Source organism: Pseudomonas triticicola (assembly GCF_019145375.1).
GTDB lineage: Bacteria > Pseudomonadota > Gammaproteobacteria > Pseudomonadales > Pseudomonadaceae > Aquipseudomonas > Aquipseudomonas triticicola.
The window spans coordinates 2,325,489-2,345,925 of record NZ_JAHSTX010000001.1 but is presented as its reverse complement, the minus strand read 5'-3'; the positions used below and the strand labels follow the sequence as shown (position 1 = coordinate 2,345,925).

General features: G+C 61.3%; 17 protein-coding genes. 10 read left to right on the top strand and 7 right to left on the bottom strand.

The window, feature by feature from the left end; genetic code table 11:
• Window positions 1-5: 5 nt before the first annotated feature.
• From KVG85_RS10470 to KVG85_RS10460, 3 genes are all read right to left on the bottom strand, one after another.
• On the bottom strand, window positions 6-950 hold the full coding sequence (locus KVG85_RS10470; RefSeq protein ID WP_217863804.1) for an alpha/beta hydrolase: 945 nt from the start codon (window positions 948-950) through the stop codon (window positions 6-8).
• Window positions 951-1,063: 113 nt separating this feature from the next.
• Entirely contained in the window at window positions 1,064-2,062 is a 999-nt protein-coding gene (locus tag KVG85_RS10465; RefSeq protein WP_217863803.1) for an NAD(P)H-quinone oxidoreductase, read from the bottom strand.
• A gap of 61 nt (window positions 2,063-2,123) precedes the next feature.
• The gene (locus KVG85_RS10460; protein ID WP_217863801.1) at window positions 2,124-3,323 is read right to left on the bottom strand and encodes a YbfB/YjiJ family MFS transporter; all 1,200 of its coding nucleotides are present in this window, start codon (window positions 3,321-3,323) and stop codon (window positions 2,124-2,126) included.
• A gap of 111 nt (window positions 3,324-3,434) precedes the next feature.
• Here KVG85_RS10460 and KVG85_RS10455 point away from each other — a divergent pair, with 111 nt between their 5' ends.
• Together KVG85_RS10455 and KVG85_RS10450 are read left to right on the top strand one after the other, a co-directional pair.
• Window positions 3,435-4,310, top strand: a complete 876-nt coding sequence (locus KVG85_RS10455) for a LysR family transcriptional regulator (protein ID WP_217863800.1) — start codon at window positions 3,435-3,437, stop codon at window positions 4,308-4,310.
• A gap of 249 nt (window positions 4,311-4,559) precedes the next feature.
• A complete protein-coding gene (locus KVG85_RS10450) occupies window positions 4,560-4,976 on the top strand; it encodes a hypothetical protein (protein WP_217863799.1) in 417 nt (138 codons plus the stop codon).
• A 41-nt stretch (window positions 4,977-5,017) separates the two neighbouring features.
• On the opposite strand, the gene KVG85_RS10445 is transcribed toward KVG85_RS10450, so the two are convergent.
• Entirely contained in the window at window positions 5,018-5,740 is a 723-nt protein-coding gene (locus KVG85_RS10445) for a pirin family protein (RefSeq protein WP_217863797.1), read from the bottom strand.
• Between the two features lie 218 nt (window positions 5,741-5,958).
• On the opposite strand from KVG85_RS10445, the gene KVG85_RS10440 reads away from it, so the two are divergent.
• Entirely contained in the window at window positions 5,959-6,909 is a 951-nt protein-coding gene (locus tag KVG85_RS10440) for a GlxA family transcriptional regulator (protein ID WP_217863796.1), read from the top strand.
• A gap of 90 nt (window positions 6,910-6,999) precedes the next feature.
• Window positions 7,000-8,472 (top strand): ATP-binding protein, encoded by a 1,473-nt coding sequence (locus KVG85_RS10435; RefSeq protein WP_217863795.1) that lies wholly within the window; start codon window positions 7,000-7,002, stop codon window positions 8,470-8,472.
• Here KVG85_RS10435 and KVG85_RS10430 read toward each other — a convergent pair.
• Together KVG85_RS10430 and KVG85_RS10425 are read right to left on the bottom strand one after the other, a co-directional pair.
• Window positions 8,437-11,361: an ATP-binding protein gene (locus tag KVG85_RS10430; protein WP_217863794.1), complete on the bottom strand. Its 2,925-nt coding sequence runs from the start codon at window positions 11,359-11,361 to the stop codon at window positions 8,437-8,439. The genes KVG85_RS10435 and KVG85_RS10430 overlap by 36 nt on opposite strands.
• A 134-nt stretch (window positions 11,362-11,495) precedes the next feature.
• On the bottom strand, window positions 11,496-11,927 hold the full coding sequence (locus KVG85_RS10425; RefSeq protein ID WP_038861491.1) for a helix-turn-helix domain-containing protein: 432 nt from the start codon (window positions 11,925-11,927) through the stop codon (window positions 11,496-11,498).
• Window positions 11,928-12,175: 248 nt separating this feature from the next.
• On the opposite strand from KVG85_RS10425, the gene KVG85_RS10420 reads away from it, so the two are divergent.
• The 6 genes from KVG85_RS10420 to ycaC all read left to right on the top strand — a co-directional run bounded on the left by KVG85_RS10420 (window position 12,176) and on the right by ycaC (window position 18,766).
• Window positions 12,176-13,147: an MBL fold metallo-hydrolase gene (locus KVG85_RS10420; protein ID WP_225926663.1), complete on the top strand. Its 972-nt coding sequence runs from the start codon at window positions 12,176-12,178 to the stop codon at window positions 13,145-13,147.
• Between the two features lie 54 nt (window positions 13,148-13,201).
• Window positions 13,202-14,125 (top strand): LysR family transcriptional regulator, encoded by a 924-nt coding sequence (locus tag KVG85_RS10415; protein WP_217863792.1) that lies wholly within the window; start codon window positions 13,202-13,204, stop codon window positions 14,123-14,125.
• A 1,037-nt stretch (window positions 14,126-15,162) separates the two neighbouring features.
• On the top strand, window positions 15,163-15,576 hold the full coding sequence (locus KVG85_RS10410) for a DoxX family protein (RefSeq protein WP_024012430.1): 414 nt from the start codon (window positions 15,163-15,165) through the stop codon (window positions 15,574-15,576).
• Window positions 15,569-16,195: an antibiotic biosynthesis monooxygenase gene (locus tag KVG85_RS10405; RefSeq protein WP_073474273.1), complete on the top strand. Its 627-nt coding sequence runs from the start codon at window positions 15,569-15,571 to the stop codon at window positions 16,193-16,195. Before KVG85_RS10410 ends, KVG85_RS10405 begins: the two co-directional genes overlap by 8 nt.
• A gap of 40 nt (window positions 16,196-16,235) precedes the next feature.
• A complete protein-coding gene (locus KVG85_RS10400) occupies window positions 16,236-18,074 on the top strand; it encodes an amidohydrolase (protein ID WP_042609477.1) in 1,839 nt (612 codons plus the stop codon).
• 68 nt (window positions 18,075-18,142) lie between these two features.
• Entirely contained in the window at window positions 18,143-18,766 is a 624-nt protein-coding gene (ycaC, locus tag KVG85_RS10395) for an isochorismate family cysteine hydrolase YcaC (RefSeq protein ID WP_016774080.1), read from the top strand.
• Between the two features lie 208 nt (window positions 18,767-18,974).
• Here ycaC and KVG85_RS10390 read toward each other — a convergent pair whose 3' ends face one another.
• Window positions 18,975-20,402, bottom strand: a complete 1,428-nt coding sequence (locus tag KVG85_RS10390) for a mechanosensitive ion channel family protein (RefSeq protein ID WP_024012433.1) — start codon at window positions 20,400-20,402, stop codon at window positions 18,975-18,977.
• Window positions 20,403-20,437: the final 35 nt, after the last annotated feature.

Sequence of the window (20,437 nt, the reverse complement as noted above, 5' to 3'; positions counted from 1 at the left end):
ACAACTCAGGAGTCTCGAGAGCCTTTGGCGACTGTCGGGCCGGCAACCTGCGGGGCCGCTTTGGTCTGCATCAACGCATCCAGTGCCTTGCGATACCCCTGACCGCCAAGCGCCATGCTGTTGTTGTGTGTTGCTCCGGGCACCAGCAACAGGCGCTTGGGCTGCTCAGCGGCATTGAACAGCTGCTCGCTGAAGCGCGGCGGCACAAAGGCATCAGCCAGGCCATGCACCACCAAAAGCGGCATATGAATATCGGCGATCTTGTCGATGGAATCGAATTTCTGCGACAGCAACCAGCGCACCGGGAGCGAGGTGTTCGCCACAGCGGCGGCGACATCGGCCAGGGAAGTGAAGGTTGATTCAATGACCAGACCGCGTACCGGCAGAGGTGTGTGGTTGCGGGCTGCGTTCTGCCCCAGTTCGGCCGCCAGATCAATCGCCACCGCGCCACCGAGAGAGTGGCCGTAGATCAGGCGCTTGTTCGGGTCCGGTTGCAGCACCTGGAAGCGCTCCCACGCCACGCGGGCATCTTCATAAACGCTGCTTTCGGATGGTAGATCACCCTTGCTTTGGCCGAACCCTCGATAATCGATGGCCAGCACCGAATAGCCCGCCGCGCGTAGTTGCTCTATGCGGAACAACTGTCCGGTGAGGTTCCAGCGCACGCCATGCAAGTAAAGGATTGCCGGGGCATTGGCACGTTCCGCCGGCCACCACCAGGCATGGATGTTCTGCCCGGCCTTGAAACTCTTCGGTTGCAGATCGAGTTCCTGAACGCTGCCGGGCAGTCCGCGATACCAGCCGGCAGTGCCCGGCTCAATGCGAAAAAGCAGTTTGCGCTCGGTGTGTTCCAGCACCGCACAACTCGTCGGCACGCCAATGATCAACGCGGCCATCATGGCGAATGCCAAGCGGCGGCGTCGCAGACGAGTCAGCAAGGACAGGAACATTAATCGTTTCACCACGGCGCAGACAAAGAACGCTTTTTACCAGATGCCTCGGTCTGCGCGTGATTATTTTCGACCACCGTGCATGTGCAACGATTACAAGATGCTGCAATCACTCACGCCACTTGCAGGACGATCTTGCCGATATGATCGCCGCCCTCCATGCGGGCATGGGCCTGAGCCGCGTCAGCCAGCGGGTAAACCTTGTCGATGATCGGCAGGCAGCGCCCGGCGCTGAGGGCAGGCCAAACGTGTTCTTGCAGTTGATCGGCGATGGCGGCTTTCTCCGCAGCGGTACGCGCGCGCAGCAGCGAACCGGTGACCACCGCGCGTTTGCCGAGGATCGCCAGCAGATCCATGTCGTTGGCGCGGGCGCCGCCGAGGAAACCGAGCATCACCAGTCTGCCGTCCATCGCCAGTGCGCTGATGTTGCCGTTCAGATACGAGCCACCCATGATGTCGAGAATCACGTTCACGCCTTGATCTGCGGTCTTCTCGGCAATGACCTTGGCAAAATCTTCTTCCCGATAGTTGATCGGCTGCCCGCCAAGTTTACTGATTGCGGCGCATTTTTCAGGACTGCCGGCGGTGGCGAACGCTTCGATACCGAATTCACGGCAGAGCATCAGCGCGGTGGTGCCGATACCGCTGGTGCCGCCGTGAATCAGCACGCGCTGGCCGGCCTTGGCACCGCCGAGGCCAAACAGGTTGGCCCAGACGGTGAAAAAGGTTTCTGGAACTGCGGCGGCCTGGACCCAATCGACTCCATCCGGCACAGGCAAAGTCTGGCCGGCTGGCACCGCGCAATACTCGGCGTAGCCACCGCCATTGGTCAGTGCACAGACCCGATCGCCGACCGCGAAACGCGTTACTCCGGCGCCAACCGCGACCACTTCGCCAGCCACTTCCAGACCGGGGATCGGGTCCATGCCGGGTTTCATCGGGTACTTGCCGGCGCGCTGCAAGGCATCCGGGCGATTGATGCCGGCAGCGTGAACGCGGATAAGCACTTGGCCTTCGGCAACGGTTGGCAGAGGCACACGCTTGGCTTGCAATACTTCAGGGCCGCCGGGTTCGGTGATTTCAATACGGGTCATTTCGTTGGGCAGTGACATTGTCGATTCCTGTGAAAAAGGTCGTGTAGATGGGAGCGCTGGCAGCGCGCAATGATTCCCTTCAGTTCGCCGCGCAACGGGTTTCAGTTGTAGAGGGCAGCCAGCGCATGGCTTGCTCCAGCAGTAGAGCGACGACGATCGCGCCAGCGGCGATCACAAAAAGCAGCGTGTGCTGACCGCCCGAGGCATTGAACAATGCTGAATAGGCAAACCCGGCCAGCGCCTGAAAGGTGGCGAACGACACGGTGGCACGGCTCCAGGCGATCTGCTGACGGTGATGCGACGGCACCAGCTCATGCACCCGGGCCAAGGCCAGCGGAACGATGCCCGGCGGGAACGAGCCGAGAATCACCGCCAGTAAAGCCAGCGCCAGAAATGAATGGGAGACGGCGAGCAAACCGAGGGCGATGGCTTGCACTACCAACACCAGTCGAATACCAGTGCGGGCGCCAAGCTGGTCGGCCAGGAAGCCGTAAGTCACCGGCCCGACAATCGCTCCCAGGCCATACATCACCCAGACCATCGCGCCGATATGCGCCCCGGCACCCAATCCACGCGCTACGTAATCCACCAGAAACACCATGGCAGGCACCAGCCCGGCGGCCATGAACGCGTATTGAGCAAACAACAGGTAGACGCCCGGTGGTGTCGGCTCATCAGCCGACGTTGCGTGCGCAGCCACAGGGTGCGCGGTATCCGCAGGCCAGCCGAACCAGCTCAACGCGGTCAGCAACAACGCCAGTACGCCCAGTCCCAGCCAGGTCGCCTGCAAGCCGAGGCTCAGCAGCGGCGGCACGATGGTCCCGGAGCCGGCGATTCCGAGGCCGATGCCCAGGAAGATTGCGCCACTGGCCAAACCTCTGCGCGCCGCCGGAACGTGAGGCAGCACGGTTGCCGCCACCAGCACCATGATCGCGCCACCGGCAATGCCGGACAGCAAACGCCAGCCGAAGAACCAACTCACCGACAGCGGATAGGCACAGGCAAGAAAGGCTCCCGTGACCGCGAGCATCATCAGGCGCAAGGCGTTGCGGTTACCCAGTCGATGGGCCATGGGCCGACCGAGCAGGGCGCCGATCAAGTAGCCGACCAGATTGGCCGCGCCGAGATAGACGACATCATTGGCGGAAAACCACTGCGCCTGAATCAGCGAAGGGATCAGCGGCGTGTAGGCGAAACGCGCCAGGCCAATGCTGACCAGACTGGCGCAAAGTCCGGCGAAGATCGGCAGCCAGATGCCGGTAGAGTTTGCAGTACGCATGATCGCGATCTCACAAGAGGTGTATGGCGCTCAGCTTATCGGCTATCGTTGCTGCGCATATGCAGCGATTAAGCGGCAGAGTGATGCAAAAATGCTTCGATGGGGATCAGCATGAATTGGGATGATGCGCGAGTGTTTCTGGCGGTCTGTCGCGAGTCGACATTGCGCGGGGCTGCGCGTGTTCTGGGCGTCGATCAGGCCACGGTCGGACGGCGTATTACTGCGCTGGAGAAGGCATTGAGCGCGACGCTGTTCCTGCGAACCTCCGACGGGTATGCGCTGACCGCCGTTGGTGAAGCGGCGCGTCAAAGTGTGGAAAAAATGGAGCATTCGGCGCTGGAACTGGAGCGGCACATCCACGGGCTGGATGACCGTCTGACCGGTAACGTACGGGTCAGCACCACCGACTCGATGGCCATTGACTTCATCATTCCGGCGATGGCGCGCCTGCATGATCAGCATCCAGATGTGCAGATCCAGCTGGATGCGTCGACGCAAATCCTCAGTCTGGCCAAGCGCGAGGCCGATATCGCGGTGCGCAATACCCGGCCGGATAACCCCGATCTCATCGCTCGGCGAATCGCCCGTTGGCCTGTAGGACTTTTCGCTGCGCAGGCCTATGTCGATCGCCATGGAGAACCGCAGCCCGGCAGCGCTTTCGAGGGCCATGATCTGGTGGTCTATCAGCCGTACTTACAGAGCAAAAAAGACCTCACGCTGGTCTCTGAACCGTTGACCCGCGGACGCATCGTCGCCACGCTCAGCTCCAGCCTTCTGGTGCGCCGCTCGATTGCCGCTGGCCTCGGGGTAGGCGAGATACCTGTTTACATGGGCGAACGCGACGGCCTGGTCAGGCTCTGGCCGGAGCGGACCCGGCCGCAGCCGTATGAAGTCTGGCTGGTCACCCACGCCGACTTGCGCCACACCGCGCGGGTACGGGCCGTGATCGAGCAGGTCGTGGAGGCGTTTGCGCCGGAAAACCAATAGAGAGTTCAGGCCTTTGCCGAGGCTACAACGTCTGACGAAACAGCCTACGTCCGAGGCAGAATGGGCCGGCTTGTTTTAGGCAGTGACGAGTTTTATCGTGGCAGCAGCTCGATGCAGACCTCAGTTACGCATCGAAACGAAGAGCCAGGGAAGGCCGCGTAGCCATGGAAAGGTGCCGAATTGAAAATCAGGGAAGTGAATCAATATGCGGTCACGGACAGATCGAATGCAGGGCGGGACAGGCAAACGATGAGCAGCATAAGTCGAGAAGAATTCGATGCCAGGATAGAGACCATCGAGACGAGGATGGACGGCCGCGTGGCAGAAATGCGCGCCGACATTCGCGGGTTCCTCGCTGCTCAGGCAGAGCGGGACAAGGCACTGCAGGAACGGGACAAGCGTTACGACATGATGTGGATGGGCGTGCAGAAAATTGCCGACGAATCGCGGGAAGCGATCAGGCAGGCATCGACGGTAAAGGCCAATTACCGGGCGGCCACCACTGTGCATTTTCTCGGCGTGGCTTCCTTGCTGGTTGGCGCACATTTCGCCAATCAGGCGGCGGTGTTGACCACGATCCAAACCACGCTGGCCGCGATTCAGATTGGCAAAGAGGTATCGTCACCCAAACCGGTCGTACAACCCTCAACAGTGCCGCCGCAATAAAAAACGGCCTTCAGTGGAAGGCCGTTCTGCATCGAGCCAGATCATGGCATTTCCGGCAACTCCTGAGGGCGCAAGTCGAACACCAGCACTTCGGCATCGATACCGTTGCTCAAAGTGAGCAGCTGTTCTTCACGAACCCGCACGCCGTCGCCTTCCTGCAAGGCTTGGCCATTGAGTTCGACACTGCCACGCGCGACGTGCACGTAGGCGTAACGATCGGCCGGCAATTTCAGCGTGGCACTTTCCTTGCCGTCGAATAACCCGGCGTAGACCCGCGCATCCTGACGGACTTTCAGAGAACCGTTGCTACCGTCCGGGGAGATGATCAGTTGCAGGCGACCGCGTTTTTTCTGCGCGCTGAAGTGCTCCTGCTGATAACGCGGTTTGGCGCCGCTGACGTCCGGCACGATCCAGATTTGCAGAAAGTGCACGGGCTTGGTGGCCGAGTGGTTGAACTCACTGTGCGCCACGCCGCTGCCGGCACTCATCAATTGCACGTCGCCGGGACGGATCACCGAGCCAGTGCCGAGGGTGTCCTTGTGTTCCAGCGCGCCTTCGAGCACATAGGAAAAGATCTCCATGTCGCGGTGTGGGTGCTGGCCAAAACCTTTGCCGGCGGCGACCCGGTCATCGTTGATCACCAGCAGATCGGAGAAACCCTGTTCACGCGGGTTGCGGTAGCTGGCGAAAGAAAAGGTGTGAAACGACTTCAACCAGCCGTGATTGGCGAGGCCGCGATCGGAGGCTTTGCGAAGAGTCAGCATGATGAAATCTCCTGGCTGGACGTGAATTCGTCCGAGTGAGGAGAAGGTTACTGGTTACCCGGTGAGGCAATAAGTAGATGGAAATTGAAAGACTGTCCGGCTGAGGTTGACAGTTTTGCGTTATGGTTCACCCATTCGAACACGCTCATGACGACACAGTCGGCCATAATGCCCCGGCTGAAGTGCGTTTTGACCCATGTATAAGTGTGAAACCTGCGATGAAAACCGTGGCAATGGTGCTGTTCCCCGACTTTCTGATGCTCGACATGGCCGGGCCGCTGGAAGTGTTTTCAGTCGCCAACCGTTATCTGAAACCTGATTTGCACTATCAACTGACGACACTAGGGACGGAGCGCGGCTTGCTCAAGGCTTCCAATGGTGTACAGGTTCAGGCTGATCTGCACATCGACGAGGCGGCCGAGCGCTATGACCTGTTATTGGTGCCCGGCGGCCCCGGCGCCTATAACCAGAGATTTCCCGAGCTGTTTGGCTGGTTGAAAAAAGCCGTGCCGCGCGCGGAGCGTTACGGTTCGATTTGCACTGGCGCATTCATCCTCGGCCATGCCTGCCTGCTTGACGGCTATCGCGTCACCACGCACTGGAACTACACCGAGCGTCTGATCAAGGCTTTTCCGAAAACCACGGTGACCACCGACCAGATCTACGTTGAGGATCGCAATCTCATCACTTCGGGGGGCGTAACCGCTGGCATCGATCTGGCGCTGGCGGTGGTGGCCAGGGATCACGGCAAGAAAATCGCCCAGGACGTCGCCAAGGTGTTGTTGGTGGTCATGAAGCGCCAAGGCGGGCAAGCGCAGTTCAGCCCGTTGATGGCGGCAGTCTCACCGCAAGAAACGCCCATCACCCGCGCGCAGAATTACGTACTTGAACACTTGGATGAGCCCTTCACAGTGGAGCGCATGGCCGGATTGGCGAATATGAGCGCACGGCACTTTGCTCGCCTGTTCGCCCGTGACGTCAAGATGACTCCAATGGAGTTTCTGCAGAGTGCGCGCATTGACTGCGCGCGAAACCTGTTGGAAACCAGCGATCTGCCATTGAAAACCATCGCTTATAAAAGTGGCTTTGGCAGCGTTCGGCACATGCGCTCGTTGTTCGCCGAAAAGCTCGGTCTTACGCCTTTGCAGTACCGCGAACAGTTCAGCTAGAGCGGTTCTGTCCGTCAGACGCAGCCGGATGTCCGTGCTGCGTCGGCTCCGGCGGTTGTATCGTCACGCAACAGTGCCAAGATGTTTGGCATGAATAATCACAACGACACAAGCCAAGGTTCGGTGCTGCGTTTTGGCCCCTACGCCTTTCATGTGCGCCAACGTCTGGTCCTTGCAGGGGAGCAGCCGCTACGCATGGGCGGGCGCGCCATGGATATTCTGCAGGTGCTGCTTGAACACGCGGGGCAGGTGGTCAGCAAAGAGCAGTTGATTGCTCGTGTGTGGCCGACATCGATCGTTGAAGAGATCAACCTGCGGGTGCACATCGCGGCGTTGCGCCGCGCACTGGGCGACGGCACCAACGGCCAGCGTTACATCATTCACGTGGCGCAGTGCGGCTACAGTTTTGTCGCCCCGGTGGAGCAGGGCACAAGTGATGCGCTGCACATGCCCGCTGCCGCCCTCACGCCACTGCACAATCTTCCGGCACGACTGACGCCAGTCAGTGGGCGCGACGCCCTGATCGGTAGTCTGGTTCGACAAATGCCGGTATGCCGCTTGATGACCATTACCGGTGCGCCGGGTGTCGGCAAAACCACTGTGGCACTGCGCGTGGCGGAGTTGCTGCTGCAATACTTTCGTGATGGCGCCTGGTGGGTCGACCTTGCCGGCCTCAAAGATGACAAGCCGTTGCTCGAGCACCTGTTGCACGTCCTGAATACAGACTTCTTCACACTGTCCGGGCGGCAGGCCTTGTTGGTGCTGGATAACTGCGATCACCAGCGCGACAACTGCGCGGCTCTGGTCGAGACCCTGTTGCATGCCGCGCCTCGCCTGTCGATTCTGGTCACCGGCCGCGAAGCCTTGCACATTCCACAGGAAGCCGTTCATTACGTGCCGCTGCTGGCGATTCCCAAGCGCTCTACATTGAACTCCGTCGAGGAAGCCATGGGCTATCCGGCGGTGCAGCTATTCGTCAATCGCGCGCGAGCGCGGCAACAGGGCTTCAGTTTGCGTCAACAGGATTTGTCAGGCGTGCGCGAGATCTGCCGTCAACTGGACGGTCTGCCGCTGGCGATCGAGCTCGCCGCTGCGCAGATCGATGCGCTGGGCTTGATCGGCTTACAGGCCCAGGTTGAAAACGGTCTGCAGTTGCTTGGCCAAGGACGGCGCACCGCGGAGCCGCGCCATCAGTCAATGGCCGCTGCGATCGATTGGAGCTTCCAGTACCTGACGGAAATGGAACAGCGGGTGCTGCTGCGGCTTTCGGTGTTCAGCACGGGCTTTACCCTGGAGGCGGCACTGAGCGTGATCAGCAGCGTGGATCTGGCGGGATCCAGGCTGACCGAAATTATCGAAGGGTTGGCGCGCAAGTCGTTGCTCATTCAAGAACCCAACCGAGCAACGGCGCGCTATTGGATGCTCAACACCGTACGCCGCTATGCCCGTGATCGCTTTGAGCGCAGCGACGACATGCTCGAACTGCAACAGCGTCATGCGCGCTATCTCAGCCGCACGCGCAATGCGTCAGGCCGGACACTGCTCGCGCAGGCTGTCGAGTAGCAGGCGGACCTTGCGCAAGTCCGGGGTGGCGTAGCCTTCGGTGAAGCGCCGGTAGAGGGGGCTGAGCAAATCCAAAGCTTCGCGATAGCGGGACTGGCGTTGCCATAATTGAGCAAGGTCCATGGCGCTGCGCAGTTCCCAAGCGAGGGCGCCCTGGCTTCTGGCGATGGCCAGAGCTTGTTGCAGGGTTTGTTCGGCTTCTCGGGTTTCAGCGGTGTCTGAGCGGGCCGATTTGCGAGCAGGCTCGCTCCCACAGGAAACAGCGCACAACTCGGAATTTGCGCCCGACACCGACCCCTTGTGGGAGCGAGCCTGCTCGCGAATCGGCCACTCTGGACCCTTCACTAATGCCACCGCCCGCGCCCGCAGTATTTCCGCTGCACTCCAACCCGCATCCCCGGTGCGCGCCCGCTCCACCAGTGCATCATCGACAAAGCGCTCATCCAGCGTAACCATCACTTCCCGGATCAAACCGCTGCTCTGTACTGGTACGGGCACGGCATTAGCCGGATCGATCACCTGCGCATACTGCCGGCCCCAGTTATTGAACAGCTGCACCGAGTGCTTCTGCGATTGTTCCAGCAGCAACTGCAGCAGCGCGCGGGCGTTGGCGGCGTCGCCGTTGTAATGGGCGATCAGACAACTGGCCAGCGCCAGGGTGTAACAGATCGATGTGCCATGGTCGATCTGCACGGCAATATCCAGCGCCTGTCGTGCGGCGCGCCAGGCTTGCTCGGGCAAACCCTGCAACCACAGCACTCGGGCCAGTACCGTCAGTGAAGCGACGCTCTGGTCGTACTGCACGCCAAAGCCATGGGTGAAACGATTGAGATGGCCGCTGTGGGCCATGCGTTGCAGCACCTGCTCGGCATGTACGCGGGCCTGCGGTTGGTCGCCGGCGTAATGCAGGGCCAGCACGCGCAAGCGATGCGTGCTCAGCGACAGCAGTGGCTCGCCGTGCACGCCGATGCGGTCGAATTGCTCACTCTGGGCCAAGGCCACGCGGTAATGCCCGCAACTCAGATTGACCGCCATATGCCCTGATATCGCACGCAGTTGCCCGGCCAAGTCACCGTGTTCTTCGGCTAAGCGGCAGGCGTCGACGAAGGCCTGGATGGTTTGTGGCGTGCCGCCCCAGGTGTGATAGCTAGCGCTGCCGAGCGCCAGTTTCAAGGCGATTTGCAGGCGAGGGCAGGGCGGCAGGAGCGAGTCTGCTGGCGAAGCCTCCAGCAGACTCAGTGCCCGGCGCACGTAGCGGCTGTAATCGCGCAGCAACGACAGCTCCTGCCACAACGGTGCCGACGCGGCTGCCAGTTGCACGCCCAGCTCCTCCGGTCCCGGCCCGTCGAGGCTCCAGTCCAGCGCCGCGCGCAGATCCTCCAGCCCCCTGGCATAGCGCTCCATCCACAATACAGTCGGAGTATTGTCCCAATCCGCCTGCGCCTGCTGCATCAGTGTCAGGCAGCGCTCGGCGTGGCGTTGGCGGGTTGCGCTGAGCTCGTTGGCCTGTTCGAGTTTTTCCAGTGCGTAGTGGCGCGTGGTGTCGAGCAACCGGTAGAAAACATCTTCGTCACCCACTTCGACGCTCAGCAGGGATTTGGCCACCAGTTGCGTGACTGCGGTGAACACCGCGCCGGGATCGATCTGTTGGCCGATGACCACCGCTGCCGCCGAGGCGAGGGTGAAGCTGCCGCGGAAAATTCCCAGTCGCCGCAGACAGGTTTGCTCGCAGGCGTTGAGCAGGTTGAAGCTCCAGTCCATCGTTGCGCGCAGGGTCAGGTGGCGCTCGGCGCTGCTGTGGTGTCCGGCCGACAATGGCGGCAAACCCTCGCGCAATTGCTTGAGCAATCCGTCCATGCCCAATTCGCTGACCTGTGCGGCGGCCAGTTCCAGCGCCAGCGGAATGCCGTCCAGGCGCTGGCAGATTTCGATCGCCTGCGGTAGCTCGGCGCGATTCAGTTGAAAGCTTTCCCGCGCCGCGGTCGCGCGCTCGACAAACAATTGCAGCGCAGCAAAGCCCAGCGCCTCGGCCGGCTCCATCGGCGTCGACATGGACGGGCATTCGAGCGATTGCAGACGCTGCACGAATTCGCCCTCCGCGCGCAGGCTCTCGCGGCTGGTGGCGAGGATATGCACCTTTGGCGCCCCCCGCAGAATCTGCTCGCTGAGCGCGGCGACCGCATCGATCAAGTGCTCGCAGTTGTCGATCACCAACAATATTTGCCGTTCTCGCAGGCCGTCGACCAGACCAGCCTGCGCATCGCCTTCTGGCGCGGACAGATCAAGCAGCGTCGCCAGATGCGAGCCGATCAGCGCGGGATCGGCAATGGGCGCCAAGTCCACCAGGCGGATGCCGTCGCGATACTGGTCGAGCAATTGTTCGGCGACGCGCAGGGCGACGGTGGTCTTGCCGATGCCGCCGGGACCGACCAGCGTGATGCAGCGTCGGCGCGGCAGTTGCGCGATCAGGTGATCGATCACGGGCTGGCGCCCAATCATTCGCGTACGACGCAGCGGCAGGTTGTGTCTGGCGACGGGCATCGCCGGTTTTTGTTCGATGCTGTCGAGCACGATCGGTGCGACAAAACTGTAGCCGCGCTGCGCCACGGTGACGATGTAGCGCTGGCCGTTCTGCCCGTCGCCAAGCGCTTTGCGCAGGGCCGCCATGTGCACGCGCAGATTGATGTCTTCGACGACGCTGTCTGGCCAGACGCCGGCCATCAATTGCTGTTTGCTCACCACTTCACCGGCGTGGGCCAGCAAAATCAGGAGGATATCCATCGCCCGCCGTCCCAGGCGCAGAGGCTGTTGGCCTTCAAGTAGCAATCGTTGCCCGGGATGAATCCGATAGGGGCCAAACGCAATGGCCTGATTCGGGGAAAAGCTCAACAGCGCGCTCCTGCGGTGATGCGGCGGACAGGGCGAATCAGTCCCTGGCGCATGCGCAGGCCGTCTGATCCGGGGTGTCCGGGCATAATCCTCAGGTTTGAGCATCAGTGCAACGGGTGGCGTAACGGCAGCAGTCAAAACACCGCAGGCTGTGCTGCGGTGTTTTTCGGCTTGCCCATGACTCGACAGCGCCAGGCGAAGGGATTGATGCCCTCGCTGCGGGTGAACATGTGGCAGAAGTGCGCCTGATCGCAGAAGCCGCATTCCAGGCTGATTTGCGTGAGGCTGAGGTCGGTGTGCTGGATCAGCAACTTGGCCCGGGCCAGGCGCTGGGCGCGGATCCAGTCCTGTGGCGACAGGCCGGTGCTGCATTTGAATGCACGGGAGAAATGACTGCGTGACAGTGAGCAGGCGCGGGCCAGTTCAGCCACTTCGAGACTTTCGCCCAAGCGATCGAGGATCAACTGTTTGATCTGGCGTTCGCGCTGCGGACTGAGTCCGCCAGTCGTGTTCTTCCGCGGTTCGCAGGCAGGGGCGAGGGCGACGGTTTGCTGTAGATAAGCCATGGCCAAGGTCCGTGTCGGTGGGGAATACACGGTCGGCGCATTCCCTCAGGTCAAAAAAGCAACGCTGCGCAGAGGGCTTCATTGTTGGGCGAGGGCGTGAGGCTGACGAGTTAATCGTTGTTAATTTCCTCGCTCAGGCTGGAACTCAGCACATCCTTGCAAGTCAGCGCCCGGTGCTTTGCGCGACGATGTCGACAAAGCACGGCCGCCGTTGGCCAGGTTCAAAGGGGAATGCAATGAAAGGCTTGATGAAAGCAGCAACGACCCTGGCGGTCATGCTGGCAATGTCCGGCGCGATGGCGCAGGCGCCGCAGGTGGGCACTCAGGCGCCGGGTTATTTCCGCTTGGCGGTGGGCGATTACGAAGTCACCGCGTTGTTCGACGGTTACAACGATTTGTCGCCGAAGTTGTTGCAGGGCATGAGCCAGAGTGAGATTCGCGCGCTGCTCGCACGCCGTTCGATTGAAACCCCGGGCGTGCAGACGGCGTTCAATGCCTTTCTGGTCAACACCGGCACGCAACTGATTCTGGTCGACACCGGCGCAGGGCAGTGCATCGGCGCCACCGCAGGCCAACTCTCGGCCAACATGCAGGCCGCCGGTTACAAGCCTGAGCAGGTCGACACAATTTTGCTGACCCACCTGCACCTCGATCACGTCTGTGGTCTGGTCGATGCAGAGAAGAAGCCGCTGTTCGCCAATGCCACCGTCTATGCGGCCAAGGCAGAGGCCGATTACTGGCTTGATCCGGCAGCACTGGCCAAGGCTCCGGCGGGAGCCAAAGAGTTCTTCAAGATTGCCCAGGATTCCACCGCGCCCTATGTTGCCGCTGGCCGCTTCAAGACGTTCGCCGCCGGGCAGTCGCCATTGCCGGGACTGGTCGAAGCAACCCTCGAAGCCGGGCATACGCCGGGCAGCACCACGTACCGCTTCACCTCGCAGCAGCAGAGCATCGTGTTCATGGGCGATCTGGTGCACAACCTCGCGGTGCAGTTCTTGCACCCGGAAGTCTCGATCGGTTTCGACGTCAACAGTCAGCAAGCGATCGCCAGTCGGCAGGCAGTGTTCAGTGCTGCGGCCGCGAGCAAGACCTGGGTGACGGCAGCGCATCTGCCGTTCCCGGGCATCGGCCACATCGCCGCCGAGGGCAAGCATTTCCAGTGGGTGCCGGTGGAGTACGGCCCTTACAAACGCGCGGCGAAAGTGCCGTTGATCGAGTAAAGTGCCCAGCGCCAGTGGCATAAAGCGTCTGACACCGATAAGGAAACCACGCCCATGAACCGTAACGATCTGCGCCGCGTCGACATGAACCTGCTGGTGATTTTCGAAGCGTTGATGTTCGAAAAGAACCTGACCCGCGTTGCCGAAAAACTGTTCATGGGCCAGCCAGCGGTCAGTGCTGCGCTGGGGCGCTTGCGTGATCTGTTCGACGATCCGTTGCTGCTGCGCAACGGTCGCGGTATGGAACCGACGGCGCGGGCGCTGGCGATCCTCAAGGAGCTGCAACCGGCGATGGACGTGATTTCCGGCGCAGTCAGCCGCGCCAAGGAATTCGAACCGGCGAGCAGTTGTGATGTGTTTCGCATCGGACTGTCGGACGACGCCGAGTTCGGTCTGTTTCCGCCGCTGTTGCGCCAGCTTCAGCAGGAGGCGCCGGGGATTGTCGTGGTGGTACGCCGCGCCAACTACCTGTTGATGCCGGCGCTGTTGGCCTCTGGCGAAATCTCCGTGGGCGTCAGCTACACCACGGATCTGCCGGCCAATGCCAAGCGCAAGAAGCTGCGTGATATTCCCTGCAAAGTGCTGCGCGGCGACGACCGTCCGGGGCCGCTGACGCTGGACGAATATTGCGCGCGTCCGCATGCAATGGTGTCGTTCTCCGGTGATCTGAGCGGCAATATCGACCTGGATCTGGCCAAGATCGGCCGCTGCCGCCGGGTGGTTCTTGGTGTGCCGCAGTTCAGCGGCTTGCGCGCCTTGCTCGCCGGTACCGAGATGATCGCCACGGTGCCGGATTACGCCGCCTGTGCCTTGGTCGAAGGCTGCGCCCTGCGTGCCGAAGACCCGCCATTCCCGATCGATGCCGCGCAATTGTCGATGGCGTGGAGCGGGGTGCACGACAACGACCCGGCAGAGAAATGGCTGCGCTCGCGGATCAGCCAGTTCATGGCGGCGCCGCTGAATATTCCGGCGCTTTAACCGGTCTCTATTACACGAGCAGTTTTCATGTGGGAGCGAGCCTGATCGCGATAGCGGTGTGTCAGTTAGTGTGGATGTGACTGGCCTGACGCCTTCGCGAGCAAGCTCGCTCCCACGTTGTTTTTGTGGCGGTCTACACATTGAGCGCACGCCGTCAATCCCTGTGGGAGCGAGCTTGCTTGCGAAAACGGTGTGTCAGTTAGTGTGGATTTGACTGACTTGACGCCTTCGCGAGCAAGCTCGCTCCCACACTGTTTTTGCGGCGGTCTGCAAATTGAGTGCACGCCGCCAATCCCTGTGGGAGCGAGCCTGCTCGCGAAAGCGGTGGGTCAGTTCGTGTGGATGTGACTGGCCTGACGCCTTCGCGAGCAGGCTCGCTCCCACAATATTTTGTGGCCGTCTGCAAATTGAATGCACGCCGCCAATCCCTGTGGGAGCGAGCCTGCTCGCGATAGCGGTGTGTCAGTTAGTGTGGATGTGACTGGCCTGACGCATTCGCGAGCAGGCTCGCTCCCACTTTGTTTTTGTGGTGGTCTGCAAATTGAATGCGCGCCGCCAATCCCTGTGGGAGCGAGCCTGCTCGCGAAAGCGGTGTGTCAGTTAGTGTGGATGTGACTGGCCTGACGCCTTCGCGAGCAAGCTCGCTCCCACAATATTTTGTGGCCGTCTGCAAATTGAATGCACGCCGCCAATCCCTGCGGGAGCGAGCCTGCTCGCGAAAGCGGTGTGTCAGTTAGTGTGGATGTGACTGGCCTGACGCATTCGCGAGCAGGCTCGCTCCCACTTTGTTTTTGTGGTGGTCTGCAAATTGAATGCGCGCCGCCAATCCCTGTGGGAGCGAGCCTGCTCGCGAAAGCGGTGTGTCAGTGAGTATGGATGTGAATGACCTGACGCCTTCGCGAGCAGGCTCGCTCCCACATTGTTTGTGGCTGGCAGCAGAACGTCAGTGACCTGAAAAGCAACTAAGCACACCCATCCAATTTCTTCCGCCCCGGCCTTGGCATGATTCTCGTCAATGACATTCAAAGGGTCGGGTCATGATTGCTACGAGGGATGAACAGGCGCGCGACATCGGGTTGCTGTTCCTGCGGGTCAGCGGCGGGTTGTTTCTGTTGTGGGTGCACGGCTTGCCGAAGTTGCTGGACTTCACCGCGCAGCTGCAACTGATCGAAGACCCGTTCCATCTTGGCGCCCATCTGACGCTGATCCTGGCGATCTTCGCCGAAGTCCTCTGCCCGTTGCTGATCGTCGCCGGTGTGCTGGCGCGTTTGGCCTGCTTGCCTATTCTCTTTGTACTGCTCGTGGCGCTGCTGGTCGTGCATCCGCAATGGAGTGTGGCTGAGGGGCAGTTTGGCTGGTTGCTGTTGATTCTTTTCACCACCGTATTGATCGCCGGGCCCGGACGGCTGGCGATTCCTGTTCGTTTGCCCGGAGTGCTGCGTTATGCCTGAAGTCCTCAATTCACAAGCACCGGGGGCCGATGAGACCGTCACGTTGATCATCAAGCACTCGGTCAAAACCGGTTTCGAATCGGCGTATGAAGCATGGCTGCGCAACATCGTGCGCGTCGCCGGCCAGCGCGAAGGGCATTTGGGTGTGGACGTGGTGCGCGGCAAGCGCGGGCGTCTGGATTTCTACACGTGCGTATTGCGCTTCAGCTCCACCGAAGCGATGCAGGGCTGGCTGGAATCCTCCGAGCGTCAGGCGCTGGTGGCTGAAGCCGCACCGATGCTGGCCGATGGCGATCAGACCGAAGTCGCGCCGGTCAATGAATTCTGGTTCACACCGCTGGCCGAAGCCGGCTCGCCACCGCCGCGCTGGAAGCAGGCCGTTGTCACCCTGTTGGTGATTCTGCCGCACACCCTGCTGGTGCCGCTGATCTGGGGCCCGCTGCTGGCGCTGCATCCGTTTCTGTCCAACTACGTGGTCGCCACGTTCCTGATCACCCTGACCATCGTCCTCTCGGTGGTCTACGTGGTGATGCCGCCGGTTACCCGTTTGTTCACCCCGTGGCTGGAAGCCAGCCAGGCCCATGAACACCTCGATTCCCAAGAAACCTCGCCGCGTTGAGCGGGGTTTGCTTCTTTTCACTTTCGCTTGAGGAACTGCGATGAGCGCCGATCTGATTTTATTCAATGGCCAGTTTCATACCGTAGACCGGGAAAAACCACTGGCCAGTGCGGTGGCGATCAAGGACGGCCGCTTCGTTGCCGTCGGTAACGATGCCGAGGCCATGGCTCTCAAAGGCAGCGCCACACAAGTGGTCGACATGAAGGGCCGCTGCGTCATCCCTGGCCTCAACGACTCGCACTTGCACCTGATTCGCGGCGGTCTGAACTACAACCTCGAACTGCGCTGGGAAGGTGTGCCATCGCTCGCCGACGCGCTGCGTATGCTCAAGGACCAGGCTGATCGCACGCCGACCCCGCAGTGGGTGCGCGTGGTCGGTGGCTGGAACGAATTCCAGTTCGCCGAAAAACGCATGCCGACCCTGGAAGAAATCAACCAGGCCGCGCCGGATACTCCGGTGTTCATCCTGCACCTCTACGACCGTGCGCTGCTCAACCGCGCTGCCCTGCGCGTGGCCGGCTACACCCGCGACACGCCGAACCCGCCGGGCGGCGAGATCGTGCGCGACAGCAACGGCAACCCGACCGGCATGTTGGTCGCGCGGCCGAACGCGATGATTCTCTACTCGACCCTGGCCAAAGGGCCGAAGCTGCCGCTGGAATATCAGGTCAACTCGACCCGCCAGTTCATGCGCGAACTCAATCGCCTCGGCCTGACCAGTGCGATCGACGCCGGCGGTGGTTTCCAGAACTATCCGGACGATTACCAGGTGATCGAACAACTGGCCAAAGACGACCAGTTGACCGTACGCATCGCCTACAACCTGTTCACCCAGAAGCCGAAAGAAGAACTGACCGATTTCCAGAACTGGACCGGCAGCGTCAAGCTGCATCAGGGCGACGATTACCTGCGCCACAACGGCGCCGGCGAAATGCTGGTGTTCTCCGCCGCCGACTTCGAAGACTTCCTCGAACCGCGTCCGGACCTGCCGCAGACCATGGAACAGGAGCTGGAACCGGTGGTGCGCCACCTGGTCGAGCAGCGCTGGCCGTTCCGTCTGCACGCCACGTACAACGAATCGATCAGCCGTATGCTCGATGTGTTCGAGAAGGTCAATCGCGACATTCCGTTCAACGGTCTGCCGTGGTTCTTCGACCACGCTGAAACCATCACCCCGCAAAACATCGAGCGCGTGAAAGCGCTGGGCGGCGGTATCGCGATTCAGGATCGCATGGCGTTCCAGGGCGAATACTTCGTCGATCGCTACGGCAAACAAGCTGCCGAAGCCACGCCACCGATCAAGCGCATGCTCGCCGAAGGCGTGCCGGTTGGCGCTGGCACCGACGCCACCCGCGTGTCCAGCTACAACCCGTGGACCTCGCTGTACTGGATGGTCAGCGGCCGTACCGTTGGCGGTCTGGCGTTGTACGAAGAAGGTTTGCCACGCAGCACCGCGCTGGAACTGTTCACCCACGGCAGCGCCTGGTTCTCTTCGGAGCAGGGCAAGAAGGGCCAGATCCGCGTCGGCCAACTGGCAGACCTGGCGGCACTGAGCGCGGACTTCTTCAGCGTTGAAGAAGAAGCGATCAAGTGGATCGAGTCGGTGATGACCGTGGTCGGCGGCAAGATCGTCTACGCCGCCGGCGACTTCGAAGACCTCGGCCCGCGCTCGATTCCGGTGCTGCCGGACTGGTCGCCGGTAGTCAAAGTCCCGGGCCACTGGCGCCCGAACTCGCCGTTGCAAGCGCAGGTTCACCAGTGCAGCGGGCCGTGCGCCGTGCACACCCACAGCCATGAAAAAGCGCGGATGTCGAATGCACCGGTCAGCGATTTCGCCGGTTTCTGGGGCGCGTTCGGCTGTTCCTGCTTCGCGTTCTGAGTTTGAAAAAAGCGCCGGGCATCAGGGCCGGCGCCTCCCGTAACAACCATCCATCCAGGAGTTTTGCCATGAGCGTTCCTTACAAGCGTCTGAACAAAGATGATGCAGTCGTCCTGCTGGTCGACCACCAGACCGGTCTGATCTCGCTGGTGCAGGATTTCTCGCCGAACGAGTTCAAGAACAACGTGCTGGCACTGGGCGACATCGCCAAGTTCTTCAAGCTGCCGACCATTCTGACCACCAGCTTCGACGCAGGTCCGAACGGCCCGATCGTGCCCGAGCTGCTCGAGCAATTCCCCGACGCGCCGTTCATTCAGCGTCCAGGCCAGATCAACGCCTGGGACAACGAAGACTTCGTCAAAGCGATCAAGGCCACCGGCCGCAAGCAACTGATCATCGCCGGTGTAGTGACCGACGTTTGCGTAGCTTTCCCGACCCTGTCGGCGATCGCTGAAGGCTTCGAAGTGTTCGTCGTCACCGACTCGTCGGGTACCTTCAACACCACCGTACAACAAGCGGCGTGGGCGCGGATGTCGGCCGCCGGTGCACATCTGATGAACTGGTTCGCTGTGGCCTGCGAGCTGCAGGGCGACTGGCGCAACGACATGGAAGGCCTGGCGCATCTGCTGTCCGAGCGTCTGCCTAACTATCGCAACCTGATCAACAGCTACACCAAGTTCACTGCCAAGTAATTTGGTCGAACGTCAAAAGCCCCTCACCCTAGCCCTCTCCCGGAGGGAGAGGGGACTGAACCGAGGGGCTTGTTCGGGATACGCCGACCTGCAATACAGAGCCGAACTTCGGTGTTGAAAGGCCCGGAGATCGGCTCCCTTTCCCCCTCGCCCCCTTGGGGGAGAGGGTTGGGGTGAGGGGGAGGCTTTTGATCTTGACTTTGGCGCTTCAACGCTTCTGCAACCACCCCAAAAAACCACCTTTTTTCACCGCCACCGGTTTGGCCATCAACGCGAGGCGACTGTTCTGCTGACGCACCGCCTGCAACTTGTTCAGGGCCCGGCCGACTTCGCTGCGCTTGTCCATGCACTCACGGGTCAACTGTTTGTCGAGACGATAAATGATGCTCGACGTCAGCGCTGTGAACGTCGCCTGCGACGGTGTATCGGCAAGAATGCTCTGCTCACCCATGACTTCGCTCGGCCCCATGCGCCCGGCCTCGGTCTGGCCATTGCCGTCCGGCACCGTCGCGCTGACCACGCCCGTGGCGATCACGAACAGACTGTCCGGCACCTCGTCCAGATCCAGCACCACCTGACCGGCCGTGTACTGCTGCGCGACCATCGACTCAGCGAGGCGATCGCGTTCTTCACTGCTCAGCGAACGGAAAATCTTCACCTCGTCCAGCAACGCACGAGCGCGGCTCGACGGTTCGATCACGCCGTCGGGATGCCGGGAAATACCCGCCGCTTCGAGATGGCGGTGGGCGAGGTCGAACAGTTGATTGCGCACTTCGCTCTTCTTGCCCAGCTCAGCGATGAAACCGCTGGCAACGTATTCCGACATGGTTTCGCCGGCCTCTTTGAGTACGGCTTTCGGCGCCGGGCTGAGCAGCAGCGAACTGCTGCCCTGCAAAGTGCGATCAAGGGCATCCAATACCCGACGCGGGCGGATGTGGTTCGGCACTTTGATACTGATCGACACGCCGTGCATGTTGTTCGGTCGGCTGAGGTTGACGATCTTCGCCTTGGCCGCCACCGAGTTCGGCACCACGGCCATGGTGCCGGCGCTGGTCAACAGGTGCGTGGCGCGCCAGTCGATATCGAAAACCTTGCCTTCGACGCCGTCGATCATCACCAGGTCGTCTACCTGATACGGCTTGGTGGTGTTGAGGACGATGCCGGAAAACACGTCGGCGAGGGTGCTTTGCAGCGCCAGACCGACCACGATGGCGACCACCCCGGAGGTGGCCAGCAGACCTTTGACTGGCAGCTCCAGCACGTAACCGGCTGCCGCGACAATCGCGACCAGAAACACCAGCGCGCCGATGACATCCTGCAACAAGCGACCGCTGTGGCCGATGCGGCGCATCAGCGCCAGGCCGATCACTTCGGTCAGCACCCGTGCTGCGTACAACCACCAGAGAATCCCCAGCGCCGTCGCCCCCAGTTGTGCCACGCGATCATCAGCGAACAGCGGAGCCTGCAAGGGACTGACACCGGCATTGATCACCAGCGCGCTGAATGCCAGAAACAGTGCCAGACGTACGCCGACTCGCGGAGCGCGATGGCTGAAGGGCGAGAAATGCCAGAGCGCGGCGTCGAGCAGGAGCAGGACGGCGCTCCAGGACAGCAGGTGGGCGTAGAAAAGAGTCATGACCGGTACTCCGCGACGCTGGTGAGAAAAAAGAT